This window comes from Pseudomonas putida (genome assembly GCF_050990305.1).
GTDB classification, from domain to species: Bacteria; Pseudomonadota; Gammaproteobacteria; order Pseudomonadales; family Pseudomonadaceae; genus Aquipseudomonas; species Aquipseudomonas putida_AH.
On the sequence record NZ_CP158817.1, the window covers coordinates 2,435,099 to 2,460,775 of the forward strand.

Consider the following 25,677-nt stretch of genomic DNA (forward strand, 5'->3'; position numbering starts at 1 on the left):
GTCCGTATTTTCTCTGGCCGTAAGAAAGGTGTTTTCCTTCAACCTTTGACGAAAGCCAGGTAAGACGAGGCGAGCGGCGTCCAGTAGTCTGTTCAAGCCTCGTGATAAATGAGCCCTCTGCTCATACAGGATCTCGACCCGGGTTTATTTAGCGTCACCTTCGGCATTGCCGCTTTTTTCGGCTGGGCGCTTTTCATGCGTGCGGCATTATTTTCAGATGTGGGGATGGTTCCTTGGCAGTCAGTAATCTCGATATGCATGCTTTGTTCGTGCTGGGTGATTTGCGCGCAAAGCTGGTTAAACAATTTCAGTCACGTTTCGTTTACATCACCGAGCAGAACGCCGAAGGCATCTACGTCGCCGAAATCGACACCGAATCGGCGCTGGTGGTGGACGATAAACCGGGGCTAAAACTCAAAGTTGGCGACCATTTCAGCGCGTCGGTCTTGCCCAGTCGCGAAGGCGGCAAACTGGAAATCAGGTTCCGCGAAGTCAAGATGACGGTCTACGGCCTGGGCGACTACGCCTTCGTGAGCACCGCCGATGGCGAGGCCATCGTCTTCAAGGAAGGCCACAGTGCGGTGACCGTGTTTGCTGCCCACCAGCAGTTGCAGGAAGGCCTGACCAAGACACTCAAAGCCGTGACCGCCAAGGCAGCCAAATGGCGAAAAGGCGAACTGGTGACCTTCAAGGCCAGCGAGTGATGCGCCCGACCCGCGCCGATTTCCACCAACAGAACCAAGCCAGTGCTCAAGCCGAGGCCTTGCGGCTGTTCGAGCAGAAGGCTGTTCTGCAGGGCGGCTGGCTCAATTGGGTAGCGGCACAGATCTACACGTTGCAGCCGGCGGAGTACGCCAGCATGGTCAGGCGAGAGCTGGTGCGTTTGCAGGAAATTTCCGAAAATTAGTCCGAACCCCTCGAAAGCAGGAACCTCTACTACAGTCAATTGACTGAAGTTTCAGAGGCTTTGCGGTCTTCTGCCTGGCCATCCTGCTATTGCTGTGAACAGCACGAGGAGCAAAAGCATGAAAGGTTTTCGACGGTTGCTGGCTGCTGTCTTGGTCACTGGTGGATTGTTGGCGTCCCCCGTGCCGGTGCTGGCTGCCCAGACGCCGATCCATTTCGCCGACCTGAATTGGGAAAGCGGCAGCCTGATCACTGACATCCTGCGGATCATTGTCGAGAAGGGCTACGGTCTGCCCACCGACACCTTGCCGGGCACCACCATTACCCTGGAAACCGCACTGGCCAACAATGACATCCAGGTCATTGGCGAGGAGTGGGCCGGGCGCAGTCCGGTGTGGGTCAAGGCCGAGGCCGAAGGCAAGGTTGTCGCGCTCGGCGACACGGTCAAGGGCGCCACCGAAGGTTGGTGGGTGCCGGAATACGTGATCAAGGGCGACCCGAGCAAGGGCATCAAACCGATGGCGCCGCAGCTGCGCAGTGTCAGTGATCTGCCTAAATACAAAGACGTGTTCAAGGACCCGGAAGCACCCAGCAAAGGGCGTTTCCTCAACAGCCCGATCGGCTGGACCTCGGAAGTAGTCAACAAGCAGAAGCTCAAGGCCTATGGACTGGACGACAGCTACGTGAATTTCCGCAGCGGTTCGGGAGCGGCACTGGATGCCGAGATCAGTTCGTCGATCCGCCGGGGCAAACCGGTGTTGTTCTACTACTGGTCGCCCACGCCGTTGCTCGGTCGCTTCAAACTGGTTCAGCTGGAAGAACCGCCCTTCGATGCCGAGGCCTGGAAAACCCTGACCGACGCCGACAACCCCGATCCGCAACCCACCCGGTCGCTGCCTTCGAAATTATCCATCGGCGTGTCCACGCCCTTTCAGAAGCAGTATCCGCAGATTACCGAGTTCTTCAGCAAGGTCGATTTCCCTATTGATCCGTTGAACAAGGCCCTGGCTGACATGAGCGAAAAACATACCCCGCCACGTCAGGCGGCGGAGGACTTCATGAAGAAACACCCGGACGTGTGGAAGGCCTGGGTGCCCAAGGAAGTGGCGGACAAGGTGTCTGCCGAACTGAAATAACTCCCCCCGTGTAGGAGCTGCCGTAGGCTGCGATCTTTTGATCTTGCTTATAAAAAAGATCGCAGCCTCGTTGCACTCGACAGCTCCTACACAGCTCCTACACAGCTCCTGCATCGCTCCTAAAAAAGAGATCAAAACCGCGTTTGTACCGGGAGAATTTCAAGGTGAGCACTTTGCTCCTCCGCCGACCGGTCGTGCAGGTCAAAAAAAGCCGACTAGGATGATTTTGTCCAAATCTCTTTCAAGGATCTTCAACCATGACCTTTGCGTTGGCTCAATGGCTGGTGTCGATGTTTGCAGCGATCAGTTTGGTACACGTGTATTGGGCGCTGGGTGGGGAGTGGGCTGCTGTTGCGGCCGTTCCACTGGTGCCGGTGGAGGACGGTGTGCAATTGCATCCGGCCTTCGAACCGCGAGGTTGGGTCACCCTGCTGGTGGCTGCGGCTTTGTTGGTGATTTCTGCGTTGGTCTGTCTACGGGTCGGCTGGTGGCTGCCGCAAGTGCAGCATCAGGCGCTGCAGTGGGTGATCAGCGCGATTGCGATACTGCTGTTCGCCCGGGCGATTGGCGATTCGGAGCTGGTGGGCTTTTTCAAGGAGATCAAGGATTCCCGGTTTGCCCGGTGGGATACCTGGGTTTACTCGCCGTTGTGTGTGGTGTTGGGTGGCGGGTTGTTGGCCGTGGCCTGGGTGTAGGAGCGAGCACGCTCGCGATGGTCATCAACGATTACGCTGGTAGTCTGACACCCTGCGGTGTTCTCTCGTCCATCGCGAGCGTGCTCGTTCCTACAGTTACAGGTTTTCGGTCCGCCGGCTGCTCACTTCCGCCGGCACATCATCCCCGGCCATGCGCTTGCGAAACAGCGCCGCCCGAGCCAGTAGCAAGGTGGTCACCGGCACGGTGATCGCCAGCAGGATCGGAATCAGCCACGCATGCAAAACCGGCGAGGACTTGAGGGCGGAAAAGTAGATGATCGACGCCAGCGCCACGCACCAAGCGCCCAAGGTTGAAGCCAGGGCTGGCGGGTGCATGCGCTGGAAGTAATCCTTCATTCGCACCAGGCCAATGGCGCCGACCAGTGCAAACAGGCTGCTGAGCACCAGCAGGATCGCCACCGGGATTTCCACCCACAAAGACAATTGAGCGCTCATTCGATCACCTCGCCGCGCAGCAGGAATTTCGCCAGGGCAAACGAGCCGACGAAGCCGAACAGCGCAATCAGCAGCGCTGCTTCGAAGTAGGTATCACTGGCGTAGCGAATGCCCAGCGCGAGCATCATCAGCATGGCGACGATGTACAGGTAATCCAGCGCCAATACCCGGTCCTGGGCGGATGGCCCCTTGAACAGGCGGATAAGGGTCAGGACCATCGCCACGGAAAACAGGAACAGGCTCAGCAAAATCGCGTTCGATAGCAGGGCGCTCATTCGAATATCTCCATCAACGGGCGCTCATAGGTCGCCTTGAAGTGCTCGATAAATGGCGCGTCGTCCTCCAGATCGAAGACATGCAGCAACAGAATGCTGCGGTCCAGCGCCAGTTCCGACCAAACGGTGCCGGGCACCACGGTGCAGATCATCGACAGCGTCGCCAGGCCATTGGCATCGCGCAGGTCCAACGGCACCTTGACGAACCGCGAGCGCGGCTCACGGTGACCGGCGTTGAGCACGCCCCAGGCCACGACGAGGTTGGACACCAGCACATCGCGACCGACCACCAGGAACAGACGCAATATCACCCCTGGCCGGCGGATGCGAATCCGCTGAGGTCGCAACTTGCGCATCATCAAGGGTGCGCAGAAGCCCAGCGCCGCACCCAGTAGCAAGTTGCCGGGACTCATCGACAGGTTCAGCACCAGCCACAACAACCACAAGCACAGCGATAGCCAGGGTGCGGGAAACAGTCGCTTCATGGTTGCACCTCCAGCAACGCGGCCCTGGCTTCGGGACTCGGCACGGCACGGGTGCCGAGCACGGCCATCACGTATTGCTGCGGATTATTCAAGGCATCGGCGGCGGCCTGGGTGTAGTGCAACAGCGGTTCGGCCTTGAAGGTCAGGGCGATGCTCAAGCCCAGAAGCGCGAAGATCGGTACGCATTCCAGGCGGCGCAGTACCGGCGAGGGCCGTTCCGCCGGGGTCCAGAAACGCTGAATGCCCAGGCGCGAAAAGGCCAGAAGCGACGCCAGGCCAGAAAGGATCAGCAACGCCAGCAAGCCCCAAGCAGCATTTGAGATTGGCGCTTCGTTGCCAAGACCCAGTGGATTGAGCAGGGCGCTGAGCAGGCCGAGTTTGCCGATGAATCCGGAGAGTGGCGGCATGCCGACGATCAGCAGTGCGCAGGCAATGAAGCTCAAACCGAGAAAGGCCATGGTCCAGGGAATCACCTGTCCGACCACGGCCTTCTGGTCATCGTCGAGGTTGATGCCTTTGACTGGCGCGGACGATTCCAACGGCCGCGGCAGCATTTCGTTTTCATCTTCCAGAGGGATTTCGCTGGCCGAGCGTGAGCGTTCGATCAATTCGGCCAGCAGGAACAGCGCGCTCAAGGCCAGGGTCGAGCTGACCAAATAGAACAGCGCCGCGCCGATCAGGTTGGGCTGGGCGAAACCGATGGCCGACAGCAGTATCCCCGCCGACACCAGAATGCTCAGGCTGGCCATGCGCTCCAGGCGTTGCGCGGCGAGGATGGCCACGGCGGCGCAGACGATGGTTGCCATGCCGCCGTAGATCAGCCAGTCGCCGCCGAAGTACGCCGAGGCCCCGGCCTGGCCGGAGAACAGCAGGGTCCACAGACGCAGGAAGGTATAGACGCCGACCTTGGTCATGATCGCGAACATCGCCGCCACCGGGGCGCTCGCCGAAGAGTACGCCGGCACCAGCCAGAAGTTCAGCGGCCACATCCCGGCCTTGGCCAAAAACGCCACCGCCAGAATCCCTGCACCCGCGTGCAACAGGCCGCGATCGGCCTCCGGTACCAGCGGGATTTTCAGCGCCAGGTCGGCCATGTTCAGGGTGCCGGTGACGCCATAGATCAGCGCCGCGCCGATCAGGAACAGGGTCGATGCCAACAGGTTGATCGAGATGTAATGCAGCCCCGACGACACCCGCGCCCGGCCCGAACCGTGCAACATCAAGCCATAGGACGCAGCCAGCAGCACTTCGAAGAACACGAACAGGTTGAACAGATCCGCCGTCAGGAACGCGCCATACAGGCCCATCAACTGGATCTGGAACAACGCGTGGAAGCTCGAACCGGCACTGTCCCAACGGGCCATGGCAAACAGCAGGGCGCTGACGCCGATGATCCCGGTCAGCACCAGCATCAACGCAGACAGGCGATCGACCACCAGCACCAGGCCGAACGGCACCTGCCAGTTGCCCGGCAGGTACACGCCGATGGAACCGGGCACACCGGTGGTTTGCGTCCATTGCAGCAGCATCAGCGAGATGCCCAAACCCAGCAGGCTGGAGAACAGGTTGATTTTGGCTTTGAGCGGCCGGTGCTTCTCGCCGAGCATCAGCATGACGGCGGCGGTCAGCAGCGGCAGCAGAATCGGTGCCGCGATCAGGTGTGTCATGGGATTCATTCTTTAGGCTCCCGGCCATCCACATGGTCGGTGCCAGTCAGGCCCCGGGAAGCCAGCAATACCACCAGGAACAACGCGGTCATGGCGAAGCTGATGACAATCGCGGTCAACACCAGCGCCTGGGGTAGCGGGTCGGTGTAGTGCAGCAGGTCCTGGGGCACTCCGTCCTTGATGATCGGCTCCTTGCCGATGAACAGGCTGCCCATGCTGAAGATGAACAGGTTGACGCCATAGGACAAAAGGCACAGGCCCATGACCACCTGGAATGTCCGGGGGCGAAGGATCAGCCAGACGCCCGAGGCGGCCAGTGCGCCGATGGCGATTGCGATGACTTCTTCCATCAGACGGCCTCCTTGATGACGACAGGTTTGGGCTGGGCAGCGGTCTTGTGACCCCGCACCGATTGGTGGGCGAGGGCCGTGAGGATCAGCAGCGTCGACCCGACCACCACCGCATATACGCCGACGTCAAAGAACAACGCGCTGGCCAGGTGAATGTCACCCAGCAGCGGCAGGCTGAAATGCCAGGTGTGGGTGGTCAGGAACGGATAGCCAACCGCCATCGCGCCCAGGCCGGTGACTGTGGCGAACAGCAGGCCGGTGCTCATCCAGCGCAACGGACGCAGGCTCATCTGAGCTTCGACCCACTGGGTGCCCGCCACCATGTATTGCAGGATGAACGCCACCGACATCACCAGCCCGGCGACAAAACCGCCTCCCGGCTGGTTATGCCCACGCATGAACAGGTAGAACGACACCACCAGGGCAATCGGCAACAACAGGCGCACCAGTGCCGCCGGGACCATCATGAAGCCCAGCGCGGTGTCGCTGGCATGGCGCGGGTTGACCAGGTCGGTGACCACGTCGGGCGCGAGCAAGCGCTGCTGGGCCGGCAATTGCAGACTCTCTTTCGGCGGGCGAAACCGGCGCAGCAGGGCGAACACGGTCAGCGCCACCGCCACCAGCACAGTGATTTCGCCGAGGGTGTCGAAGCCACGGAAATCCACCAGCATCACGTTGACCACATTGCTGCCGCCGCCCTCGGGCAAGGCGCGGCTCAAGTAGAAGGAGGAAATGTCGTTCGGCGTTTGCCGGGTCAGCATCGCGTAGGCCAGCAATGCCATGCCGCCACCGACCACGGTCGACAGCAGCAAGTCGCGGATACGCCGGATGCGTGCCTTTCGCAGGCTGCTGGGCAAGGGCGACACCTCTTCGATCCGTCGCGGCAGCCAACGCAGGCCCAACAGAATCAGCACCGTGGTCACCACTTCGACCACCAATTGCGTCAATGCCAGATCCGGTGCCGAGAACCAGACGAAGGTCACGCAGGTCATCAGCCCGCAGACGCTGACCATGGTCAGGGCGGCGAGACGGTGGTACTTGGCTTGCCAGGCTGCGCCCAGGGCACAGGCAATGGCCAGCAGCCACAGGATGACAAACACGATTGACCCCGGAATCTTCGGCCGTTCGCCCCAGTGCAGGCTGCTGTGCAACATCGGGATCAACCCGGCCAGCACGGCGGCGAGGACCATCAGGAACAATTGGGTTTGCAGGCGTCGGGTACTGATGTAGCGCTCCAGGCGACGGGCCAGGCGCATCTTGATCATCAGGCTGCGCTCGAACAGGCGCTTGCCATTGAACCGGCCAACCAGCGGCGGGTAACGGAAGCGTCCGCGCTTGAGCTGATTGCGCAGCAGCAGGTACAGCACGATGCCGCATGACATGGCGATCAGGCTCATGATCATCGGCGCGTTCAAGCCGTGCCAGATCGCCAGGCTGTATTCGGGCAGCGTGCCGCCTACCACTGGTAGCGCTGCGGCGGCGAGCAACGGGCCGACCACTTGCGCCGGGAATATCCCCACCACCAGGCAGGTGAACACCAGCAACTCGACCGGTGCGCGCATCCAGCGCGGCGGCTCGTGCGGGGTGTGAGGCAGGTCGGTGGCGGTCGGGCCGAAGAACACGTCCACGGTGAAGCGCAAGGAATAGGCGACGCTGAAGGTCCCGGCGATGGTCGCGACGATGGGCAGCGTCGCTTCGACCCAGGCGGTGGCGTTGATGAACACCGTTTCGGCGAAGAACATTTCTTTGGACAGGAAACCGTTGAGCAACGGCACGCCGGCCATGGAGGCACTGGCGACCATGGCCAGGGTGGCGGTGAACGGAATCAGCTTGAACAGGCCATTGAGCCTACGAATGTCCCGGGTGCCGCTTTCGTGGTCGATGATCCCGGCGGCCATGAACAGCGAGGCCTTGAAGGTCGCGTGGTTGAGAATGTGGAACACCGCGGCCACCGCTGCCAACGGGCTGTTCAAGCCCAGCAGCAGGGTAATCAGGCCCAGGTGGCTGATGGTCGAGTAGGCCAGCAGGCCCTTGAGGTCGTTCTGGAACATCGCGCAATAGGCGCCCAGCAACAGGGTGCAGGCCCCGGCGCCGCTGACGATATAGAACCATTCTTCGCTGCCCGACAGCGACGGCCACAGCCGCGCGAGCAGGAACACCCCAGCCTTGACCATGGTCGCCGAGTGCAGATAGGCCGAGACCGGTGTCGGCGCAGCCATGGCGTGGGGGAGCCAGAAGTGAAAGGGGAATTGCGCGCTTTTGCTCAGGGCGCCGATCAGGATCAGGGGGAGGAGGATGGGGTAGAGGGCGTGTGCGCGAATCAGATCGCCGGCGGCCAGGACCTTGTCCAGGTCATAGCTGCCGACGACATGGCCGAGCAGCATGACCCCTGCCAGCAAGCATAAACCGCCGGCCCCTGTGACCATCAACGCCATGTAGGCGCCGCGCCGGGCATCGGCGCGGTGATGCCAGTAGCCGATCAACAGAAACGAGAAGAGACTGGTCAGCTCCCAGAAAAACACCATCTGAATCAGGTTGCCGGAGATCACCAGCCCGAGCATGGCACCCATGAACGCCAGGAAAAACGCGAAGAAGCGCGGCACCGGATCATCTGGCGACATGTAGTAGCGAGCATACAGCGACACCAGAGTGCCGATGCCCAGCACCAGCATCGAGAACAGCCAGGCGAAGCCGTCCATACGCAGGACGAAGTTCAGACCCAGGCTGGGCAGCCAGAAGAACTCTTCACGGATCACGCCGCCATGGGCGATTTGCGGATACAGAAGGGCGACCTGAATAGTGCCGATCAGGGCAACCAGGCCAGCCAGGAGGGATTCGGTGATACGTGCGTTGTGTGGCAGCACGGCTGCCAGACAGCTGCCTATGAAAGGCAGAAGCAGTAGAACTATCAGGGACATAGGCTTCTAATCTGCGGAAGTTTATGAAGCATCATACGTGCCAGCTCCCGGATCACCAAACGCCAAGCTGTCGCAGAATCCTACAAAATAGACGGAAAATCCTTGATTCACATTGTTTCAGGGGTTGTGTTCGGCAGATCCGGCCCCTTCGCGGGCAAGCCGCGCTCCTACAGGGTTTGTTAATTGCAATTTATGTGAACAACACCAAACCCGTAGGAGCGAGGCTTGCCCGCGAAGGCGATCTATCAGGCACAGCAAATGATGCGGCTTAACCTTGGGTTTCCCGCTCCAACGCTTCCTCAGCTGCCGCACCCTTACCCTTGGTCTTTAACTCGCTGACAATCACCGCGGCCACGATCATCCCGGCGCCCAGCAAGGCAATCGCCGGCAAGCGCTCCCCGGCGATTCGCCCGACAATCCCGGCCCACACCGGCTCGCCGGCATAAATCAGGGTCGCCCGGGTCGGCGAAACGCTCTTCTGCGCCCAGTTCATCGCCACCTGAATCGCTGCACTGGCTGCGCCAAGGCCCAGCGCACTGCACAGCAGCAACCAGGAAAAATCCGGAATCCGTTCCTGGGTCGGCACCACCATGAGAAAGGACAACAGCGAGGTGACGGCCAACTGCACCACGGTCACCCGCTTCACATCGACCTGGCCGGCAAAGGTGCTGATCAAAATGATCTCCGCGGCAATGGCGATGGCGCTGATCAACGTGGCGATTTCGCCGGGGCTAAAGTTAAAGGAAGCCCCGGAAGGCCCGGACAGCAGCATTAACCCGGTAAACGCCAGCATGATCCCGATGCTCGGCATCAACCCCGGGCGACGCCCCAGCACCAGCCATTGCAGCAAGGGCACGAAGGGCACGTACAACGCTGTGATAAATGCCGACTGGCTGCTGGGGATGCTTTGCAGGCCAACCGTCTGCAAGCCATAGCCGAGCATGATCGCCACGCCGATAAAGGCGCCGGCCTTGAGTTCGAACAGGGTCAGTTCCCGCAGGCTGCGCCAGGAAAACAGCGCGACGAGGCTGGCGGCGGCGGCAAAGCGCAGGCCGACGAAAAACATCGGTCCGCTGACGGTCATCGCATGCTGGACCAGCAAAAAGGTCCCGCCCCAAACCATGGTGATCAACACCAGCACGCACTCAGCCTTGCTGAGCCGCAGGAAACGGGAAGAAGCCTGAGGGGAGTTCACCGACGTCATGATCTTGCACACTAGTAAGAGGGGGACGCACAATGCGCCCGAAGTTGGGCAGTATACTGCCCAATACCACCCAGTGAGCAATATAGTGCACAAAGATTCCACGCAACGGGCTTCGGTCCTTCAGCATGTCAGTCAGAACGTTCGCCGTTTGCGCCATGCCGCCGACATGAGCCAGACCGCCCTGGCCGAAAAGTCCGGGGTCAGCCGGCGCATGCTGGTGGCCATCGAGGCGGGCGAGAAGAACGTCAGCCTGACCACCCTCGACCGCGTGGCCGAGGCTCTGGACGTGGCCTTCAGTGATCTGATCCAGGCTCCCGATGTACGCGACCATAGCCGCATCAACGAATTGGCTTGGGCAGGGACCCTTCCCGGCAGCAAAGCCGTGTTGCTGGCCAAGGCCAATGCCAGCCGTGAAGTCGAACTCTGGGAATGGCGCCTGGAACCGGGTGAACATTACCCCTCGGAGCCGGACGCCGATGGTTGGAGTGAACAGTTCTACGTGTTCGAAGGTTGCCTGACTGTCATGGTCGGCGACGTGCCGCACCGCATTGCCGCTGGCGAGTTCTTCATGTTTGCCAGTAACCAGCCGCACTCCTATCGCAACGACGGAGAGGTGGCGGTGCGCTTTGTGCGCAACGTGGTGATCTGAACTGTTGGCCGATCAACAGCGGATAAACACTTTGCTGTTCTAAAGCTGCCAGCAGTTCTCTAATTGTTGGTTAACTTATTGATAATTAACGATATAAATTTCAGGCATGACTCCTGCAAAGCTCCGGGTATCCATTACCCAAGCTTCGGAGTGCCGTTTGATGGCCCGTGAAATTCGTCTTAATGCCTTTGACATGAACTGCGTCGGCCACCAGTCGCCGGGGCTGTGGGCACATCCGCGGGACCGCTCCTGGCAATACAAAGACCTGGAGTACTGGACCGACCTGGCGAAGATCCTTGAGCGAGGCAAGTTCGACGGCCTGTTCATTGCCGATGTGCTGGGCATCTACGACGTCTACAACGGCAATGGCGATGCAGCGATTCGCCAAGCCGCGCAGGTACCGGTCAACGATCCATTGCAATTGATCCCACCCATGGCGCTGGTCACTGAGCATCTGGGGTTTGGACTGACCGCGTCGCTGTCGTTCGAGCATCCCTATCCGTTCGCCCGGCGCCTGTCGACCCTCGATCACCTGACCAAGGGCCGCGCCGGCTGGAACATCGTCACCTCATACCTGGAAAGCGGGGCGAAGAATCTTGGGCAGAAAACCCAGACCGAACACGACGCCCGCTACGACTTCGCCGAGGAGTACCTGGAGGTTTGCTACAAACTGTGGGAGGGGAGTTGGGAAGAGGGCGCGATCCTGCGTGACCGCGAACGCCGGGTGTTCAGCGACCCAAGCAAAATCCATGAGATCCGGCATGCCGGCAAACACTTCCAGGTGCCAGGCATCCACCTGTGCGAACCGTCGCCGCAACGCACGCCGGTTTTGTATCAGGCCGGCGCCTCGAGTCGCGGCAAGCAATTTGCCGCCGAACATGCCGAGTGCGTGTTTGTCGCCGCGCCTTCGAAAGTGCTGCTCAAGAAAACCGTGGCTGACATCCGTCGTCGTGCGGCGCAAGCGGGGCGCGATCCGTCGAAGATTCTGATTTTCAATCTGCAAACGGTGATCCTCGGCGAGACCGATGCCAAAGCCAAGGCCAAGTTCGAGGAATACAAATCCTGGGTCAGCTACGAAGGCGCGATGGCATTGATTTCAGGATGGACTGGGATCGATTTCAGCCAGTTCAAACCCGATGAACCGCTCAAGCATGTGCACACCAATGCCATTCAATCGGCGGTGGAGGCGTTCTCCACCGCGGACCCGAACAAGGTCTGGACTCCGAACGAACTGGCTGACTGGGTGGGCATCGGCGGTTTTGGCCCGTTGTTCGTCGGCAGCCCGGAAACTGTCGCCGACCTGTTGCAGGAATGGGTCGAGGAGACCGATGTGGACGGCTTCAACCTGGCCTATGCACTGACCCATGAAACCTTCATCGACGCCGTGGAGTTGCTGGTGCCCGAACTACAGAAACGTGGGGTGTACAAGACTGAGTACGCGCCTGGGACTTTGCGCGAGAAGTTGTTCGGGGAAGGGCCGCGTTTGCCGCAAGCACATCCGGGCAGTGGTTATCGCGACCTGGGGGCGTTGCGGCAGCAGGAGAAGAAGGTGGTGTCTGCCTAGAGGCCTTCGCGGGCAAGCCACGCTCCCACAGGTTTTGCGTTGTTCACCTCAATTGCAATTTACACCAACCTCGTAGGCGCGAGGCTTGCCCGCGAAGAATCCAACACAGCCAACATCGACGTTGCCTGCCAGGCCACCATCGCAAGCAGGCTCGCTCCCACCAGATCCGGTGCCGATGGCGCATCCTACTTTGGTACTGTTAGACGAACTGTCCACGGTTTTGGCGCCTATTATCGTCCCGGCAATAATGTACGTTGTTGAGCCACGACCAGTGCATCACTTCTATTTGGAATCAGTGAGAACGGCATGAGTGAAATCCAGAGCGGACAGGCCACCGACGCCATCCGTCACGCAGACATCCTGATCGTCGGCGGCGGCCTGAGCGGCGCGATGCTGGCGGCACAATTGCTGCGCCTGCCGGGTCGCCGCCAGGTATTGGTGATCGAACCCCGCGCCGAGCTTGGTCGGGGCGAGGCTTATAGTGCCGTGGAGTTGGGGCACACGCTCAACGGCAATGCGGCGCGCATGAGCGTCGACCCGGACAATGCCGACGACCTGACCCAATGGTTGACCGAATTCATCGCCGCCGGTGGCTGGCCGGAGTCGGACGAGCAGCATGTGCCGGTCAGCGAACTGTTCCCGCCTCGGGGCATCTTCGGGTTGTACGTGCAGCAGCGCCTGGCCGAAGCGCAAGCGGTGGGGGCCTTGAACGGTTCGACGGTCGAGCATGTGCGGGCCGAGGTGGTGGATTTGCAGACCGCTGCCGATTCAGTGCGGTTGACCCTGAGCGACGGCCAGTGTTTGCAGGGCGCCTTTGCCGTGCTCGCCACCGGTATGTTCCCCGCCGCGCGCACGCCGCAGACCGAGTCCAGCGGTTTGAACGCCGCGGCGCTCGATCCCTGGGATGTCAGCGCCATGCGGCAGCTGGATCCTCAGGCGACAGTGCTCATCATCGGCTCGGGCCTGACCATGGTCGACGCCGTGGTGTCGCTGGAGCAGTCCGGGCATCGCGGACCGATTGAAGTGTTTTCCCGGCATGGCCTGCTGCCTCACGTGCGGCGGCAACCCCCGGCCTGGGCGGATTTCCTCGCCGAGGATCACAGCATTCGCACGCCACGGGAACTGGTACGCGAACTGCGCAGGCATTGCCGTGACGCGATCGCCCAAGGCATCGATTGGCAGGCACCGCTGGACACCGTGCGCGCGCACATCGGTCGCTTGTGGAGCCAGGCCACCGACGTTCAGCGTCGCCAGTTCGTGCGGCACGTGCGGCCATGGTGGGAAAGCCATCACCACCGCTCGCCACCGCTGAGCGCCGAACTGGTGGCGCGCTTGCATGGGGAGGGCCGGTTACGAATCCAGGCTGCGTCGTTCAAAGGGCTTGAGCCTTCTGTGGGCGGCGGGGTGAGCATTCGTATCCGCCGTCGCGGTGAAGCCGAAACGGTAGTGGTCAGTGGCGCGGCGTTGATCAACTCCAGCGGCATCGAGTACGACTGGCGCCGCGTGGCGCGACCGCTTCCACAACAGTTGCTGGCACGCGGGTTGATCCTGCCCGGGCCGCTGGCGCTGGGAATCGCTGCGCAGGTGGACGGGGCGGTACTGGATGCGGATGGACAGGCGAGCGCACGGCTGTTCGCCATGGGGCCGCCGTTGCGGGGAATGTGGTGGGAGAGTACGGCGGTCACCGACGTGGCGAGCCAGGCCAAGGCGCTCGCCGCACGGTTGGTGGGTGGCTATCTGTAGGAGCGAGCAAGCTCGCGATGGAGGTCAACGATAACGTGCTCTGTCTGAGTGAACGCGTTGCCTGGACGTTCATCGCGAGCATGCTCGCTTCTACAAGAGGGTGCTTCTGGGTTGATGATCAATAACGCTGATATTTGGAGCCGAACTCAGGACGGTTTTCCGCAAGGTAGAGTTTTGCTTTCTGATTGTCCTGACGGTAGATGCTGGCGGTGTTCACATCCGATGATGCTTTTCATGATGATGCTCCAGAGCGTGGGAAGAAGATGAGGCCATCTGTAGGGCTGGAGCGTGATGATGAGAAAACTCCCTCGGGCATAGTCGTTATATAGGACAGCGATCGTTTACAAATGCTCGCATGACACCTGCGTACGGGCTGTGTAGGAGCTGCCGAAGGCTGCGATCTATTGATTTTCAAGATCAAGATCAAAAGATCGCAGCCTGCGGCAGCTCCTACACGGGGAACGGGAAATCAGTAACGCTGATACTTGGAGCCGAACTCCGCGCGGTTTTCAGCGACGGATACACCACCGCGCTCACGCAATTCCTGCAAGCGGTCTGCCCCCCCTTCGGCGACCCGTTCACGCAATTCCTGCAAACGGTCGGCACCGCCTTCAGCCACTCGGTTTTGTTGCAACCGGTCCGATCCGCCTTCGGCGAGCAAGGCGTGGATGGTGCTTGGGGCTGCCACACTGGCGGTATTGGCCGAGGCCAGGTTCGACAGGCCAAGACCACCCACCAGTGCCAGACCGAGCGCCAGGGACGAAACTTTCGAGAAGTTGAACATGGTTGATTCTCCGTGCGTTTAAGAAGTGAAGGGGCCGTAGCGCGTGCTAGCGGGTGATCACAGTTAAACGCCGGGGTGTATCACCGATGTGTGCCGCCATGGCTCGAAATCGGTTTTTGCGTATCGAAACAGGTTTTTTATACAGACGGATACAAACCTGTGGGCGAATGGCTCATTCCTCCAGCATTTGCACCGGGTAGGAGAACACATAGCCTTCGCTGCGCACGGTCTTGATGTAGGTCGATTCCCGAGAGTCATCCTTCAGCCGTTGGCGCAATCGGCTCACCAGCAGGTCGATGGAACGGTCGAACAGGTCGGCGTCGCGGCCCTGGGTCAGGTTAAGCAGTTGGTCGCGGCTGAGCACCCGTTGCGGGTGATCGAGAAACACCCGCAGCAGGCGGTACTCGGCGCCGCTGAGGGCGACCAAGGTGTCGTCTTCGTCCAGCAAGTGCCGGGCGGTGGTGTCCAGGCGCCAGCGCCCGAAGGCCAGCATGCGACCGCTTTCGGTGATCAGCAGGTTGGGCGGCAGCATACGGGTGCGGCGCAACACGGCGTTGATCCTCGCCAGCAGTTCACGGGCGGCGAAAGGCTTGGTCAGGTAGTCGTCGGCGCCCATTTCCAGGCCGAGGATACGGTCGGTTTCATCGTTGCGCGCTGTGAGCATCAGGATCGGTGTGGCTTTGTGCTTGCCCGAGCGTAATTCGCGGCACAGCACCAGGCCGTCGTCGCCCGGCAACATGATGTCCAGCACGATCAGGTCGACCTGGTTGGCTTCCAGAAAGCTGCGCATCTGCCGGCCGTCGGCGACCACGGTGGTGCGCAGGCCGTTTTTCTTCAGATAGTTGCCCACCAGTTCGCGAATTTCGCGGTCGTCGTCGACGATCAGGATGTGGTTCACGTGGTCCATGGGTCGATCTCTTGTATGGGTTGTTGTAGGAGCGAGCTTGCTCGCGATGGACGTCAACGATAACGCTGGCTTCCTGACACCCAGCGGCGCTCGCCAGTCCATCGCGAGCAAGCTCGCTCCTACAGGCGCACGGTCAGGCCACCACGCGATAGCACGGCACATACGCCGCGCCACCCGGCAGTTTCATCCGGTGCTGGGCGACGAAGGCTTTGAGCAGTTGATCCAGCGGTTGCATGATCGCCGCGTCGCCACGGATCTGGTACGGCCCGTGTTGTTCGATCAGGCGGATGCCCTTGTCCTTGACGTTGCCGGCGACGATGCCGGAGAACGCGCGGCGCAGGTTGGCGGCCAGTTCGTGGGGTGGCAGGTCGCGGCTCAGTTTCAGGTTGGCCATGTTTTCGTGGGTCGGGTCGAACGGACGCTGGAAGCCTTCGTCGATTTTCAGCAGCCAGTTGAAGTGGAACGCGTCGTTGCGCTCGCGGCGGAACTGTTTCACCGCCTTGAGGCCGGCGGTCATCTGCCGGGCGACTTCCGCCGGGTTGTCGATGATGATCTGGTAATGCTGCTTGGCGGCTTCACCCAAGGTGGCGGCAACGAAGGCGTCGAGTTGCTCCAGGTACGGCGCGGCGTGTTTCGGGCCGGTGAGGATGACCGGGAAGGGCAGGCCTTCGTTGCCCGGGTGCATCAGGATACCGAGCAAGTACAGGAACTCTTCGGCCGTACCGGCGCCGCCCGGAAAAATGATGATGCCGTGTCCGACGCGGACGAAGGCTTCCAGGCGCTTTTCGATGTCCGGCAGGATCACCAGTTCGTTGACGATCGGGTTTGGTGCCTCGGCGGCAATGATTCCGGGTTCCGTCAAGCCCAGATAGCGGCCGCCATGGATGCGCTGCTTGGCGTGGGCAATGGTGGCGCCTTTCATCGGGCCTTTCATCACGCCGGGACCGCAGCCCGTGCACACATCGAGGCTGCGCAGGCCCAGTTCATGGCCGACTTTCTTGGTGTATTTGTATTCTTCGGTGTTGATCGAGTGGCCGCCCCAGCACACCACAATCTTCGGCTCGACGCCGGGGCGCAGGGTGCGGGCGTTGCGCAGCAGGTGGAACACGTAGTCGCTGATGCCCTGAGAGGTGCTCAGGTCGATGCGTTGGCTGTCGAGTTCGTTTTCGGTGTAGACGATGTCGCGCAAGGCGCTGAACAGCATTTCACGGGTGCTGGCGATCATTTCGCCGTCGACGAAAGCGTCGGCCGGGGCGTTCAGCAGTTCCAGGCGTACGCCACGGTCTTGTTGGTGAATGCGGATTTCGAAGTCCTTGTAGGCTTCGAGGATGGTCTTGGCGTTATCGACGTGGGCGCCGGTGTTGAGGATGGCCAGGGCGCACTGGCGGAAGATGTTGTAGGTACTGCCGGATCCGGCTTCGCTCAATTGCTGGACTTCCCGTTGGGAGAGTGTTTCCAGGCTGCCTTTGGGGCTGACCGAAGCGTTGATTACTTGTCGTTGGGTCATTCAAAGATCCTTAAAACGATGCCACTGCCAAAGAACAACGAACGGCATCCGAATAGTGTGTATCCATAAAAGAAGATGGCACTGATTACGTGGTCTCGCCATGTCCCCGTTTGACGATGAAAAGATGAAAAGGAGCCCCAGCATAGCCAAATCCTTTGCAAAGGCGATAATGCCCGCAAACTTTTTGTATGCCGTTGAAGGAAACCCCAGCTCATGTTCGAAATCCAGCCGATGAACGCCGAGAGCTATCGGCAACAGACACGGCGCAGCACGCTGGTGATCGCTTTGATTTTCCTGGCACTGGCGATGGTGCTGTCCACTGCGGCGGTGGCGGTGTTCGGCGAACCGGGCGGGGACAACCTGCGCTTCAACATCGGCGGGGTATTTGCTGCGGTGTTGGTGATGGCGGCGCTGATGCGCAAGGTGTTCTGGACCCAGGCGTGGATGGCGCCGGCGGTCTACAGCTGGCAGCTCAAGCGCAGCCTGATGAGCGTCACCAATGTGATGCACCACGTCACGGCGGCGGTAGAGGCGGGCGATCCGACGGCCATGAAGCTGTTACGCTTCTACCACCTGGGGTTGAGCCAAATGCACCAATTGGACGGGAACTCCAGCGACCATGGCCAATTGCGCCGGGAAATGGAACAGCACGAGGCGCGCATGCACGCGCAGGGCATCGACACCGAACAGACGCGACTGGACCCTAGCTGGCTGGAGGCGGTGAAGCGTACATCGGTCTAATCTTGTCCGCTTTAACGGTAGGCGCTGCCGCAGGCTGCGATCTTTTGACAATCAAAAGATCGCAGCCTCGTTTCACTCGACAGCTCCTACAAGCTGAAGGTGTACGGATTTTTGTAGGCGCTGCCGCAGGCTGCGATCTTTTGATTTTGCTTCGAAGATCAACAGATCGCAGCCTCGTTTCACTCGACAGCTCCTACAGGGTGAGGGTGTACGGAGTTTTGTAGGAGCTGCCGCAGGCTGCGATCTTTTGATTTTGCTTTGAAGATCAACAGATCGCAGCCTAGTTGTTCACAGGGATGAAGGAGGGCGCGTCATGGGGCATCCGTCCATTTACGACCGAATCGAAAAAAACCGGCCAGGTGTCGCCAGGCTCCGGGTCCGTTCGGCCATAACGCTGCTGGTGGCGGTGTGCCTGTCGATGACACTGATCGTCGGCTGGCAAGTCTGGAATTCGCGTCAGTACCATCTGCATGACAAGGAAGTGGCGATGTCCAACCTTGCGCAGACTCTGGCCTCGCAGGCGCAGGCATCGATCAAGCAGGCCGATACGTTGCTGTTCAGCCTGGTCGATCGCCTGGAAAACGACGGCATCGAAGGCGACCGGCTCAATCGCCTGCAACGCTTGCTCGGCGCTCAGCGCAGCGAATTGAGTCAGCTCCATGGCTTGTTCGTATACGACGAAACCGGCCGATGGATCGCCAACTCCAACGGCGCGGAAGTGGGCGTGGCCAATAATTCCGACCGTGAATATTTCATCTTCCATCGCGATCATCCCGACCGCGGCCCGCACATCGGCCCGGCGATCAAGAGCCGGTCCAGCGAAGAGTGGATCATGACCGTGTCGCGGCGCATCAATCACCCCGATGGCAGTTTTGCCGGCGTGGCGCTGGCGACGCTCTATCTCAGTCATTTCCTGCAGCTCTACGACAGCATCGACATGGGCAGCAACGGCGTGATCAACCTGATCGCCGACAACGCCAACATCATTGTGCGCCGGCCGTTCAATGAGGCGGAGATTGGCACCAGCCTCGCCAAGAGTCCGCTGTTCACCCAGTTGCTGCCCAATGCCAGCGCGGGCACGGCGACGATCAAATCGATCATTGACGGGGTCGAGCGAGTGGTGGGTTATCGCCGGGTCGAGGGCTACCCGTTGATTGTCTTCGTCGCGCTGAACAAGGACGAAGTACTGGCCGGGTGGCGCCAGGAGTCGATGCTCAGTGCAGTGATCGTGGCGCTGTTGCTCGGGTTCCTTGGCGTGCTCGGTTTTCGCCTGATCAAGTTGATGAAGCAGCAGAACCGCATTCAGGTCGAATTGCTCGGGTCCCAGGAAAAACTCCTTGAGCTCAATCGCAACCTGGAGTTGCTGGCGCTTGAGGACGCGCTCACCGGGCTGGCCAACCGGCGTCAATTCGATCTGTTCATCCAGGCGGAAGCCGGCCGTGCCCGGCGCAACCTGAGCGGCCTCTCATTGCTGATGATCGACGTCGATCATTTCAAGGCGTTCAACGATCGCTACGGTCATCTGGCCGGTGACCAGCGTTTGCGTGATATCGCCGCGATCATCACTGAGCATATCCAGCGCCCCGGTGACCTGGCCGCACGTTTTGGTGGCGAAGAATTTTCCGTGGTGCTGCCGGGCACTGACTACGTTGGGGCATTTTTGGTGGCGGAAAAAATCCGTCGGGCGGTGCTGGCGGCCGGCTATGCACACAGTGAAAGCCCGGAAGGGGCGATCACGGTCAGTGTCGGCGTGTGCGGTTACGATCCGGCGCAACAAACCCGCATCGAAGAGCTGATCGGTGCGGCCGACAAGGCGCTGTACGTGGCCAAGGCCAGTGGGCGCAACATGAGTGTGATTGCCAACTGACGTTTGCCAGATCAACCGAACAGGTCGATTCCCTGTACCAGCCGGTGGGTGAGGTACGACTGCCGGAGTTTTTCCAGCCACCAGTTCAAGGCGCGGCCATCCTGATCGCTGCGCCAACCGGCATACAGGACGTTTGGCTCGCGTGGGTCGGCCATCTGTTTTTCAATCAGCGTACCGTTCTTCAGTAGCGATCCGACCCGGTGCCTCGGCAGCCAGCCCACGCCCAAACCGTCACACTGGGCGAGGATTTTCGCGCGCATGGAAGGTACCGCCAGTACCGCTTGCCCTCCCGAGACTCCGTAAGTCCGGCCCTCAGTGGTTCTGGATGAGTCGGCCACGACGATCGCCCGGTGTTGCGTCACCATCGCCCTGGTGATCGGCTCCTTGGCCTTGGCCAGCGCATGCCTGGGCGAGACGGCGAACACCCACTCCATTTCCCCCAAGGGCATCCAGCGCAGGTTCGCAATCGCCGGAGGTTCGTTGGTGGCACCGATAATCAGGTCTGCGCGGCCTTCACGCAGTGCCTCCCAAACCCCCTTGAGCACTTCATGGGTGATGCGCAGCGGCACGCCGGATTGCAGTGCATCGAATTCGCGGATCAGCGGGATCAATGTGTCGAACTCCAGCAATTCGTCGGTGACGATCCACAACCGGCTCTCCCAGCCATTGGCCACCTGCTGCACCCGTTGGGTCAGGCGCGAGACGTCCTCCATCAGGCGCGACGCTTCATTGACCAGCAACTCACCGGCCGGGGTCAGTTGCAAGCGATAGCGGCGGCGGTCGAACAGCAAGGCATCGAAGCGCTCTTCCAGTTGCCGCGCGGCGTAGGACACTGTGGACGGTGCCTTGCCCAGCTGCGCTGCCGCCCGAGACAGGCTGCCGGTTTCGCGGATGGCCTCCAACAATGCCAAATCGTCAGTCGACAGCATGGTTTCAATCCTGGGTGGGAGATGAAGATCAAAAGATCGCAGCCTACAGATGTACGCACTCAATGTAGGAGCTGCCAAAGGCTGCGATCTTTTAACGTGCCCTGATCACTCGAAGATAGACCACTAGGTTGATCACCAACACCATTACACCCAGCCACAGTTGAATCGCCGGCGTCAGGCCAGCCGGATAAATGATCGGCCACACATAATGTTCGATAAAACCGCCGTCGTAGCCGCTTTGCCCGGCGGCGAAGCGCATCTGGTTTTCCCAGCGGGTCAACGGGCAGGGCCAGTGGAAAATCTCCACGGCCACGCCCCAGGCCGCAGCAGGCAGGTGCCACCCGATCACCTGGCGCCATTTGAGCACCAGCAAGCCACCGAACAGGACAAACACAATGAACGACAGGTGAAACAACACCAACCCATCGGCGGCGATTCGGTAGAGCATGTCGACTCCGCAGGCCTCTGGCGAATGGTTCTATGGTACTCGTGCCGCTGGCGGGTGGCGAAACGAGCGGGCAGCGATCAATGGCAATGTGCGCAAGATTGTTCAAGCCATTGGCCGTGACTGCTGGCACAGTCACGGGTCTTTCCCTTGGTTGTAGAGCGTTATGTCCAACTCACACTTGCCACGCAGTGCGTTCCTGCGCGGCGCCGCGGCAATCATGCCGCTGTCCCTGGCGACCGCGCCCTGGGGCTTGCTGGCCGGCTCCATGGCCATCGAAGCCAATCTCACCCCCCTGCAAGGCCAGGGCTTGTCGAGCATCGTGTTTGCCGGCGCCGCGCAGCTGGTGGCCATCGGCATGCTCAAGGGCGGGGCAGGGATCTTTTCGATCCTGCTCACCACCTTGTTGCTGACCTCCCAACATTTGCTCTACGGGATGAGCATGCGTTCGGTGATCTCGCCATTGCCCGGGCGCTGGCGCCTGGGCTTGGGCTTTCTGCTCACCGACGAGCTGTTTGCCCTGACCAGCCAGCACGACAAGCAACAATTCGACCGCTGGTATGCCCTAGGTGTGGGCCTGACGTTCTACATCGCCTGGAACCTCTTCACCCTGGCCGGGATCGTGCTCGGCAGCAGCATTCCCGGTCTTGAGCATTTGGGCTTGGACTTCTCCATCGCCGCCACCTTCATCGCCCTGATCACCCCGGTGGTGCGCAACGTGCCTACGGTGGTCTGTGTCGCGGTGTCGCTGTTCTGCTCGGTGCTGTTCAGCTATTGGCAATGGGGCTCGGCCCTGGTGCTGTCGGGGTTGGCGGGGATGACCGCCGGTTTTATCTGCAACAAATTCCAGGGAGCACGCACATGATGGTCTGGGCAGTGATTTTCGGCATGGGCGTGTTGGTGTTTCTCAATCGCTATGTCTTTTTGGAGCCGCGACTGCCCGTGCGCTTGAGCAGCAATGCCCGGCAGTTCCTCGGTTTTGCCGTGCCAGGCATGTTGACCGCGATCTGTGGGCCGATCGTGTTCATGCCCGAGAAGCAACTGAACCTGCAATGGGACAACCCGTACCTGATCAGCTCGCTGGTGGCCGTTGGTCTGGTGCTTTACACGCGTAACACCTTGCTCAGCATGTTGTTGAGCATGGGTTTTTTCTTTTTGCTGCGTTGGTGGCTGTAGTTCGGGGCCAGGGAAAGTGTTCTACGCTTAAAGATGGATGAACGATCCCTTCAGGAAGAGAGGTGAACATGGCCAACGAACCCAAGCGCCCAGAGCCAGAAGAAGTCGAGGATGAACCCTCGGAAGAAGAGATTGAACAACAGGAACATGAGGAAAAGACGTGGAAGCATGACCGCAGCCGAGAGCTGTCGGAGCGTGATATCGAGATCCCATTGAAGCCTTGAGCCTTTGTAGGCGCTGTCGCAGGCTGCGAACTTTTGATTTTGCTTTTAATAAACAAGATCAAGAGATCGCAGCCTGCGGCAGCTCCTACAGGGAGCGGTAGCGAGCGGTGTTCAAAGGTCTTCCAGCGACAGAAAATCGGGGTGAGCGGCGCGATAGCCCAGCGTCCTGTCGATCCAGGCATTCAACTCGTTAACCATTACCGGCGGCTTGCCCGGATAGTCCTCAAGTGTCGAATTCAACAGGTTGTCGATGTCGGGAACTGATCCCAGATTGCGGGTCTGTATGTATTGCCCGATAAATGAGTCGAGTTGGTAGTGTTCAGTCTTTGTGAGATAGACACACGCCAGACTCATGACTTGATGATGTGTTAACTCGTCGCGCAATTGGGTTCTCTGCCAGGCTTGTTGTTTTTCGGAATGCCCTTAGCTGCTGACTCTTTGGTCAACCGGTTGTGCCACTGTAAATGCGGCGCGAATGCTAGCTGTACTCATTCAAAATGTATGTATGGCCAACGGATTGTCGGACAAGCGGTTAAATCACCAACGCCTATAACGTTATGGGTGTTAATTCGGTGAAACAGTCGTTGTAACAGTAACTGAGATCACCCTGTTACTTATGCAAGGAGTGCTGTCGATACTGACAGTTCAAGTGATCTCTTCAATTAACTCCACCCCTTGGTTTCTGGCGTTGTTAAGCGCTTTGCCGACCTTGAACCACTCGAACACCTCACTGTCTTCCCCCTGCAAAAGTACCATTTGCTCGGCGCGCTCCTTGGGGGTGGCCGGGTCCAACCATTCCCGCGCCAGTTTCGGGGGCAGCACCACCGGTCGCCGATCATGGATATCCACCATGCCGCCTGCACTGTCGGCGGTGATGATCACGAAACCGTCATCGTCCCGGGGCATGGCACTGCCGATGGGAAATTGTCCGATTGCGGCGCAGTAAACCGGCCCTCGGTCGCGTCGACGGATGAGCCAGGGTTGCCGTGTGCCATCGCCGGCATCGGTCCATTCAAACCAGTTGTCGATTGGGCAAATCGCCCGGTGCGGCCAGATCGCCCGGAAGAACGGGCCGTGGGCGACTTTTTCGACCCGTGCATTGATCGGTGCTGCGCGATCGGTGGCCCAATGTGGCCGCCAGCTCCAGCGCTGTAAATCGGCATGCAGGCCGTCGTCTTCCAGATGCAGCAGCGCCAGTTGCGTGGTGGGCGCGGCGTTGTAGTGGGCCAATGGCTGATCGCCGACGTGGTTGATCAACGCGTCGGGAATGCTCAGCACCGCCACGAAATCGTGGATGCCCCGGTATTGCGACAGGCGTCCGCACATGACCGAATCCTCCGGTGGGTGTTTTCAGCATAGTCGTTCCCATACCAGGGTTGCTTCAGATCACATGCGCGCGCTGCAACTACTGTAGGAGCGAGCCTGCTCGCGATGCACGACAGAACACCGCGGAGTGTCAGGCTGCCAGCGTTATCGTTGAACACCATCGCGAGCAGGCTCGCTCCTACAGGTAAGATGTCGGCTTCTTAGAGTTCTGGCCCAAAGCAAAACATGAAACAGTTGTTCAAGATTCTTTCGGCGTGCGCCATGGCAGCCAGTCTGCTGGGCTGCATCGCGGCACCCATCGAAATGACGCCGCAGACCGAACAACGGCTGCAAATACAACCACCGATCCGTTTCCTGCTGACCTTCGATGACGGCCCTAGCGCGTCGAGCTTCTGGAACCCCACCGAAACCGTACTCGACAGCCTGGCGCGCAATTCGCTGCAAACGGACATCAAGGCCGTGTTCTTCGTGCAGACCCAGGCCACGCGTGCCGGCAACAGTGATATCGGGCGTGCGATCATGCACCGCGAGCGGGACGCCGGGCACATTCTGGCTTTCCATACGGCAACCCCGTCGCACACCAATCACCGTTCCCTGGACCCGCAAGAACTGGAAGAGGCGCTCACCCGGGGCAGTGCCGACATCGCCGCCATCACCGGTGCACCGCCGACGCTGTTACGCCCGCCATTCTGGAACTACGACAAACGCACCTTCGCCGCGTATCAGCAGCATGGCCTGCATGTGCTGTTGACCGACCTGAGCGCCAATGACGGCAAAATCTGGGGTTTCAACGCCAGCCCACGGCGGCGAGCGCACTTTTTGCGCTCGATGTCCGAAGTACGCGAACGCATTGCCCTGGGCGAGCTGCCGGTGGTCGATGGCGTGATTCCGGTGGTGGTGACCTTTCACGACCTCAATCGCTACACCGCCCGGCATACCCGCGAGTACCTGCAAATTCTCCTCGACAGCGCCCGGGCGACCGGGGTGAAAACCGCCGATCAACCGTTCTACGACGACACCGCCGCACTGCAACGGGCGGCGATGGCGCGCACCGTGCGCGACAGTTCGCAACCAGTACAACTGCCGGGGTTCTGGAATTGGATCTGGAAACGGAATTCCGAGTAAAGAACCGCTTGAAATGGCGAGGCATATAACACTTTTAGCGAACGCAAAATCAGCCAAGTGCAGCTATGCTAAATGGGATCCAATCTGATCAGCCAACGTCCGAGGGACCGGTCATGCTTCCCATTTCAGTCCTTTGTAATATCGTCGAGTCCGGATTTGCGCCGCTGTCCTGCGAATGCACGGAGAGCGGTGGCATGCTGCGCATCGAGGTCTACGAGCCGGTCAGCGGCCGGGTCGAACTGCTGATCAGCGGCGTTTCGACCGAGCACCTGACCAGCGTGTGGGCCATTTCCGACCTGGTTGGCAAATTGCGCACCGAGTTGAGCGCCGGTCGCCAAGTGTTTGCTGGCTGACAATACCCTGTAGGAGCTGCCGAAGGCTGCGATCTTTTGATCTTTGCTCTTCGTAGGAGCCGAGCTTGCTCGCAATGGCGTCGGATCAGTCGACATCAATTCTGAATGTAACGCCGCCATCGCGAGCAAGCTCTGCTCCTACAGATAAATCTCTTTTCGGCTTGCTCGCGATGGCGTCGGATCAGTCGATATCAATTTTGAATGTAGCGCCGCCATCGCAGGCAAACCTTTTTCTCAGCATTTTG

Annotated in this window: 27 protein-coding genes and 1 pseudogene; 14 read left to right on the forward strand and 14 right to left on the reverse strand. The window is 60.1% G+C overall.

Annotation, left to right across the window (positions count from 1 at the left end):
* Positions 1 to 254: 254 nt before the first annotated feature.
* The 4 genes from ABTV22_RS11315 to ABTV22_RS11330 all read left to right on the forward strand — a co-directional run bounded on the left by ABTV22_RS11315 (position 255) and on the right by ABTV22_RS11330 (position 2,737).
* Positions 255 to 704, forward strand: a complete 450-nt coding sequence (locus ABTV22_RS11315; protein ID WP_433741366.1) for a hypothetical protein — start codon at positions 255 to 257, stop codon at positions 702 to 704.
* A complete protein-coding gene (locus ABTV22_RS11320) occupies positions 704 to 907 on the forward strand; it encodes a hypothetical protein (RefSeq protein ID WP_433740185.1) in 204 nt (67 codons plus the stop codon). Before ABTV22_RS11315 ends, ABTV22_RS11320 begins: the two co-directional genes overlap by 1 nt.
* A 118-nt stretch (positions 908 to 1,025) precedes the next feature.
* A complete protein-coding gene (locus ABTV22_RS11325; protein ID WP_433740186.1) occupies positions 1,026 to 2,042 on the forward strand; it encodes an ABC transporter substrate-binding protein in 1,017 nt (338 codons plus the stop codon).
* A 257-nt stretch (positions 2,043 to 2,299) separates the two neighbouring features.
* Positions 2,300 to 2,737, forward strand: a complete 438-nt coding sequence (locus ABTV22_RS11330) for a DUF3995 domain-containing protein (protein WP_433740187.1) — start codon at positions 2,300 to 2,302, stop codon at positions 2,735 to 2,737.
* Positions 2,738 to 2,833: 96 nt separating this feature from the next.
* Here ABTV22_RS11330 and ABTV22_RS11335 read toward each other — a convergent pair whose 3' ends face one another.
* From ABTV22_RS11335 to ABTV22_RS11365, 7 genes and pseudogenes are all read right to left on the reverse strand, one after another.
* A complete protein-coding gene (locus ABTV22_RS11335; RefSeq protein ID WP_433740188.1) occupies positions 2,834 to 3,193 on the reverse strand; it encodes a Na+/H+ antiporter subunit G in 360 nt (119 codons plus the stop codon).
* Positions 3,190 to 3,468 (reverse strand): K+/H+ antiporter subunit F, encoded by a 279-nt coding sequence (locus ABTV22_RS11340; protein ID WP_433740189.1) that lies wholly within the window; start codon positions 3,466 to 3,468, stop codon positions 3,190 to 3,192. The genes ABTV22_RS11335 and ABTV22_RS11340 overlap by 4 nt, the downstream gene beginning before the upstream one ends.
* The gene (locus ABTV22_RS11345) at positions 3,465 to 3,953 is read right to left on the reverse strand and encodes a Na+/H+ antiporter subunit E (RefSeq protein WP_433740190.1); all 489 of its coding nucleotides are present in this window, start codon (positions 3,951 to 3,953) and stop codon (positions 3,465 to 3,467) included. Before ABTV22_RS11345 ends, ABTV22_RS11340 begins: the two co-directional genes overlap by 4 nt.
* Positions 3,950 to 5,629, reverse strand: a complete 1,680-nt coding sequence (locus ABTV22_RS11350; RefSeq protein WP_433740191.1) for a monovalent cation/H+ antiporter subunit D — start codon at positions 5,627 to 5,629, stop codon at positions 3,950 to 3,952. The genes ABTV22_RS11345 and ABTV22_RS11350 overlap by 4 nt, the downstream gene beginning before the upstream one ends.
* Positions 5,626 to 5,970, reverse strand: a complete 345-nt coding sequence (locus ABTV22_RS11355; RefSeq protein ID WP_095196030.1) for a Na+/H+ antiporter subunit C — start codon at positions 5,968 to 5,970, stop codon at positions 5,626 to 5,628. Before ABTV22_RS11355 ends, ABTV22_RS11350 begins: the two co-directional genes overlap by 4 nt.
* Positions 5,970 to 8,888: a monovalent cation/H+ antiporter subunit A gene (locus tag ABTV22_RS11360; protein WP_433740192.1), complete on the reverse strand. Its 2,919-nt coding sequence runs from the start codon at positions 8,886 to 8,888 to the stop codon at positions 5,970 to 5,972. The genes ABTV22_RS11355 and ABTV22_RS11360 overlap by 1 nt, the downstream gene beginning before the upstream one ends.
* A 268-nt stretch (positions 8,889 to 9,156) precedes the next feature.
* A pseudogene (locus tag ABTV22_RS11365) lies at positions 9,157 to 10,183 on the reverse strand (DMT family transporter).
* Here ABTV22_RS11365 and ABTV22_RS11370 point away from each other — a divergent pair.
* From ABTV22_RS11370 to ABTV22_RS11380, 3 genes are all read left to right on the forward strand, one after another.
* Positions 10,178 to 10,741: a helix-turn-helix domain-containing protein gene (locus ABTV22_RS11370; RefSeq protein ID WP_433740193.1), complete on the forward strand. Its 564-nt coding sequence runs from the start codon at positions 10,178 to 10,180 to the stop codon at positions 10,739 to 10,741. The pseudogene ABTV22_RS11365 and the gene ABTV22_RS11370 overlap by 6 nt on opposite strands.
* Positions 10,742 to 10,901: 160 nt before the next feature.
* Positions 10,902 to 12,305: an LLM class flavin-dependent oxidoreductase gene (locus tag ABTV22_RS11375; RefSeq protein ID WP_433740194.1), complete on the forward strand. Its 1,404-nt coding sequence runs from the start codon at positions 10,902 to 10,904 to the stop codon at positions 12,303 to 12,305.
* A gap of 306 nt (positions 12,306 to 12,611) precedes the next feature.
* The gene (locus tag ABTV22_RS11380) at positions 12,612 to 14,048 is read left to right on the forward strand and encodes an FAD/NAD(P)-binding protein (protein WP_433740195.1); all 1,437 of its coding nucleotides are present in this window, start codon (positions 12,612 to 12,614) and stop codon (positions 14,046 to 14,048) included.
* 469 nt (positions 14,049 to 14,517) lie between these two features.
* Here the strand turns inward: ABTV22_RS11380 and ABTV22_RS11385 are convergent, their stop codons facing one another.
* The 3 genes from ABTV22_RS11385 to ppnN form a co-directional block, all read right to left on the reverse strand.
* Positions 14,518 to 14,832: a phage infection protein gene (locus ABTV22_RS11385; RefSeq protein WP_433740196.1), complete on the reverse strand. Its 315-nt coding sequence runs from the start codon at positions 14,830 to 14,832 to the stop codon at positions 14,518 to 14,520.
* Positions 14,833 to 15,004: 172 nt separating this feature from the next.
* A complete protein-coding gene (locus ABTV22_RS11390) occupies positions 15,005 to 15,739 on the reverse strand; it encodes a response regulator (RefSeq protein ID WP_433740197.1) in 735 nt (244 codons plus the stop codon).
* Between the two features lie 133 nt (positions 15,740 to 15,872).
* Positions 15,873 to 17,246, reverse strand: a complete 1,374-nt coding sequence (gene ppnN / locus ABTV22_RS11395) for a nucleotide 5'-monophosphate nucleosidase PpnN (RefSeq protein WP_433740198.1) — start codon at positions 17,244 to 17,246, stop codon at positions 15,873 to 15,875.
* A 213-nt stretch (positions 17,247 to 17,459) separates the two neighbouring features.
* On the opposite strand from ppnN, the gene ABTV22_RS11400 reads away from it, so the two are divergent.
* Complete coding sequence (locus ABTV22_RS11400; protein WP_433740199.1) at positions 17,460 to 17,987, forward strand: DUF3087 domain-containing protein; 528 nt, start codon at positions 17,460 to 17,462, stop codon at positions 17,985 to 17,987.
* A 313-nt stretch (positions 17,988 to 18,300) separates the two neighbouring features.
* Positions 18,301 to 19,854, forward strand: a complete 1,554-nt coding sequence (locus ABTV22_RS11405; RefSeq protein ID WP_433740200.1) for a sensor domain-containing diguanylate cyclase — start codon at positions 18,301 to 18,303, stop codon at positions 19,852 to 19,854.
* A gap of 11 nt (positions 19,855 to 19,865) precedes the next feature.
* Here the strand turns inward: ABTV22_RS11405 and ABTV22_RS11410 are convergent, their stop codons facing one another.
* Both ABTV22_RS11410 and ABTV22_RS11415 read right to left on the reverse strand, forming a co-directional pair.
* Positions 19,866 to 20,783, reverse strand: coding sequence for a LysR family transcriptional regulator (locus ABTV22_RS11410; RefSeq protein ID WP_433740201.1), 918 nt, complete (start codon positions 20,781 to 20,783; stop codon positions 19,866 to 19,868).
* 91 nt (positions 20,784 to 20,874) lie between these two features.
* Positions 20,875 to 21,231, reverse strand: coding sequence for a DUF2784 domain-containing protein (locus ABTV22_RS11415; RefSeq protein WP_433740202.1), 357 nt, complete (start codon positions 21,229 to 21,231; stop codon positions 20,875 to 20,877).
* 163 nt (positions 21,232 to 21,394) lie between these two features.
* On the opposite strand from ABTV22_RS11415, the gene ABTV22_RS11420 reads away from it, so the two are divergent.
* From ABTV22_RS11420 to ABTV22_RS11430, 3 genes are all read left to right on the forward strand, one after another.
* Positions 21,395 to 22,093 (forward strand): AzlC family ABC transporter permease, encoded by a 699-nt coding sequence (locus tag ABTV22_RS11420; RefSeq protein WP_433740203.1) that lies wholly within the window; start codon positions 21,395 to 21,397, stop codon positions 22,091 to 22,093.
* Positions 22,093 to 22,404, forward strand: a complete 312-nt coding sequence (locus ABTV22_RS11425; RefSeq protein WP_322618258.1) for an AzlD domain-containing protein — start codon at positions 22,093 to 22,095, stop codon at positions 22,402 to 22,404. The genes ABTV22_RS11420 and ABTV22_RS11425 overlap by 1 nt, the downstream gene beginning before the upstream one ends.
* Positions 22,405 to 22,472: 68 nt before the next feature.
* Positions 22,473 to 22,628, forward strand: a complete 156-nt coding sequence (locus tag ABTV22_RS11430; protein WP_433740204.1) for a hypothetical protein — start codon at positions 22,473 to 22,475, stop codon at positions 22,626 to 22,628.
* A 111-nt stretch (positions 22,629 to 22,739) separates the two neighbouring features.
* Here ABTV22_RS11430 and ABTV22_RS11435 read toward each other — a convergent pair whose 3' ends face one another.
* Together ABTV22_RS11435 and ABTV22_RS11440 are read right to left on the reverse strand one after the other, a co-directional pair.
* On the reverse strand, positions 22,740 to 22,982 hold the full coding sequence (locus tag ABTV22_RS11435) for a hypothetical protein (protein ID WP_433741367.1): 243 nt from the start codon (positions 22,980 to 22,982) through the stop codon (positions 22,740 to 22,742).
* Between the two features lie 291 nt (positions 22,983 to 23,273).
* On the reverse strand, positions 23,274 to 23,954 hold the full coding sequence (locus ABTV22_RS11440) for an SOS response-associated peptidase (protein ID WP_433740205.1): 681 nt from the start codon (positions 23,952 to 23,954) through the stop codon (positions 23,274 to 23,276).
* Between the two features lie 225 nt (positions 23,955 to 24,179).
* On the opposite strand from ABTV22_RS11440, the gene ABTV22_RS11445 reads away from it, so the two are divergent.
* A complete protein-coding gene (locus ABTV22_RS11445) occupies positions 24,180 to 25,079 on the forward strand; it encodes a polysaccharide deacetylase family protein (protein WP_433740206.1) in 900 nt (299 codons plus the stop codon).
* A gap of 113 nt (positions 25,080 to 25,192) precedes the next feature.
* On the forward strand, positions 25,193 to 25,432 hold the full coding sequence (locus ABTV22_RS11450) for a DUF1652 domain-containing protein (protein WP_433740207.1): 240 nt from the start codon (positions 25,193 to 25,195) through the stop codon (positions 25,430 to 25,432).
* Positions 25,433 to 25,677 lie beyond the last annotated feature (245 nt).

Excerpts from the sequence above, each read along its gene's own strand:
- ABTV22_RS11390 (WP_433740197.1), bottom strand. The coding sequence starts at position 15,739 with ATGGACCACGTGAACCACATCCTGATCGTCGACGACGACCGCGAAATT.
- ppnN (WP_433740198.1), bottom strand. The coding sequence starts at position 17,246 with ATGACCCAACGACAAGTAATCAACGCTTCGGTCAGCCCCAAAGGCAGC.
- ABTV22_RS11425 (WP_322618258.1), top strand. The coding sequence starts at position 22,093 with ATGGTCTGGGCAGTGATTTTCGGCATGGGCGTGTTGGTGTTTCTCAAT.
- ABTV22_RS11415 (WP_433740202.1), bottom strand. The coding sequence starts at position 21,231 with ATGCTCTACCGAATCGCCGCCGATGGGTTGGTGTTGTTTCACCTGTCG.
- ABTV22_RS11385 (WP_433740196.1), bottom strand. The coding sequence starts at position 14,832 with ATGTTCAACTTCTCGAAAGTTTCGTCCCTGGCGCTCGGTCTGGCACTG.
- ABTV22_RS11450 (WP_433740207.1), top strand. The coding sequence starts at position 25,193 with ATGCTTCCCATTTCAGTCCTTTGTAATATCGTCGAGTCCGGATTTGCG.
- ABTV22_RS11345 (WP_433740190.1), bottom strand. The coding sequence starts at position 3,953 with ATGAAGCGACTGTTTCCCGCACCCTGGCTATCGCTGTGCTTGTGGTTG.
- ABTV22_RS11325 (WP_433740186.1), top strand. The coding sequence starts at position 1,026 with ATGAAAGGTTTTCGACGGTTGCTGGCTGCTGTCTTGGTCACTGGTGGA.
- ABTV22_RS11410 (WP_433740201.1), bottom strand. The coding sequence starts at position 20,783 with ATGCTGTCGACTGACGATTTGGCATTGTTGGAGGCCATCCGCGAAACC.
- ABTV22_RS11380 (WP_433740195.1), top strand. The coding sequence starts at position 12,612 with ATGAGTGAAATCCAGAGCGGACAGGCCACCGACGCCATCCGTCACGCA.
- ABTV22_RS11360 (WP_433740192.1), bottom strand. The coding sequence starts at position 8,888 with ATGTCCCTGATAGTTCTACTGCTTCTGCCTTTCATAGGCAGCTGTCTG.
- ABTV22_RS11350 (WP_433740191.1), bottom strand. The coding sequence starts at position 5,629 with ATGAATCCCATGACACACCTGATCGCGGCACCGATTCTGCTGCCGCTG.
- ABTV22_RS11355 (WP_095196030.1), bottom strand. The coding sequence starts at position 5,970 with ATGGAAGAAGTCATCGCAATCGCCATCGGCGCACTGGCCGCCTCGGGC.
- ABTV22_RS11440 (WP_433740205.1), bottom strand. The coding sequence starts at position 23,954 with ATGTGCGGACGCCTGTCGCAATACCGGGGCATCCACGATTTCGTGGCG.
- ABTV22_RS11340 (WP_433740189.1), bottom strand. The coding sequence starts at position 3,468 with ATGAGCGCCCTGCTATCGAACGCGATTTTGCTGAGCCTGTTCCTGTTT.
- ABTV22_RS11320 (WP_433740185.1), top strand. The coding sequence starts at position 704 with ATGCGCCCGACCCGCGCCGATTTCCACCAACAGAACCAAGCCAGTGCT.
- ABTV22_RS11435 (WP_433741367.1), bottom strand. The coding sequence starts at position 22,982 with ATGAGTCTGGCGTGTGTCTATCTCACAAAGACTGAACACTACCAACTC.
- ABTV22_RS11405 (WP_433740200.1), top strand. The coding sequence starts at position 18,301 with ATGGGGCATCCGTCCATTTACGACCGAATCGAAAAAAACCGGCCAGGT.
- ABTV22_RS11430 (WP_433740204.1), top strand. The coding sequence starts at position 22,473 with ATGGCCAACGAACCCAAGCGCCCAGAGCCAGAAGAAGTCGAGGATGAA.
- ABTV22_RS11330 (WP_433740187.1), top strand. The coding sequence starts at position 2,300 with ATGACCTTTGCGTTGGCTCAATGGCTGGTGTCGATGTTTGCAGCGATC.
- ABTV22_RS11335 (WP_433740188.1), bottom strand. The coding sequence starts at position 3,193 with ATGAGCGCTCAATTGTCTTTGTGGGTGGAAATCCCGGTGGCGATCCTG.
- ABTV22_RS11315 (WP_433741366.1), top strand. The coding sequence starts at position 255 with ATGCATGCTTTGTTCGTGCTGGGTGATTTGCGCGCAAAGCTGGTTAAA.
- ABTV22_RS11400 (WP_433740199.1), top strand. The coding sequence starts at position 17,460 with ATGTTCGAAATCCAGCCGATGAACGCCGAGAGCTATCGGCAACAGACA.
- ABTV22_RS11420 (WP_433740203.1), top strand. The coding sequence starts at position 21,395 with ATGTCCAACTCACACTTGCCACGCAGTGCGTTCCTGCGCGGCGCCGCG.
- ABTV22_RS11375 (WP_433740194.1), top strand. The coding sequence starts at position 10,902 with ATGGCCCGTGAAATTCGTCTTAATGCCTTTGACATGAACTGCGTCGGC.
- ABTV22_RS11445 (WP_433740206.1), top strand. The coding sequence starts at position 24,180 with ATGAAACAGTTGTTCAAGATTCTTTCGGCGTGCGCCATGGCAGCCAGT.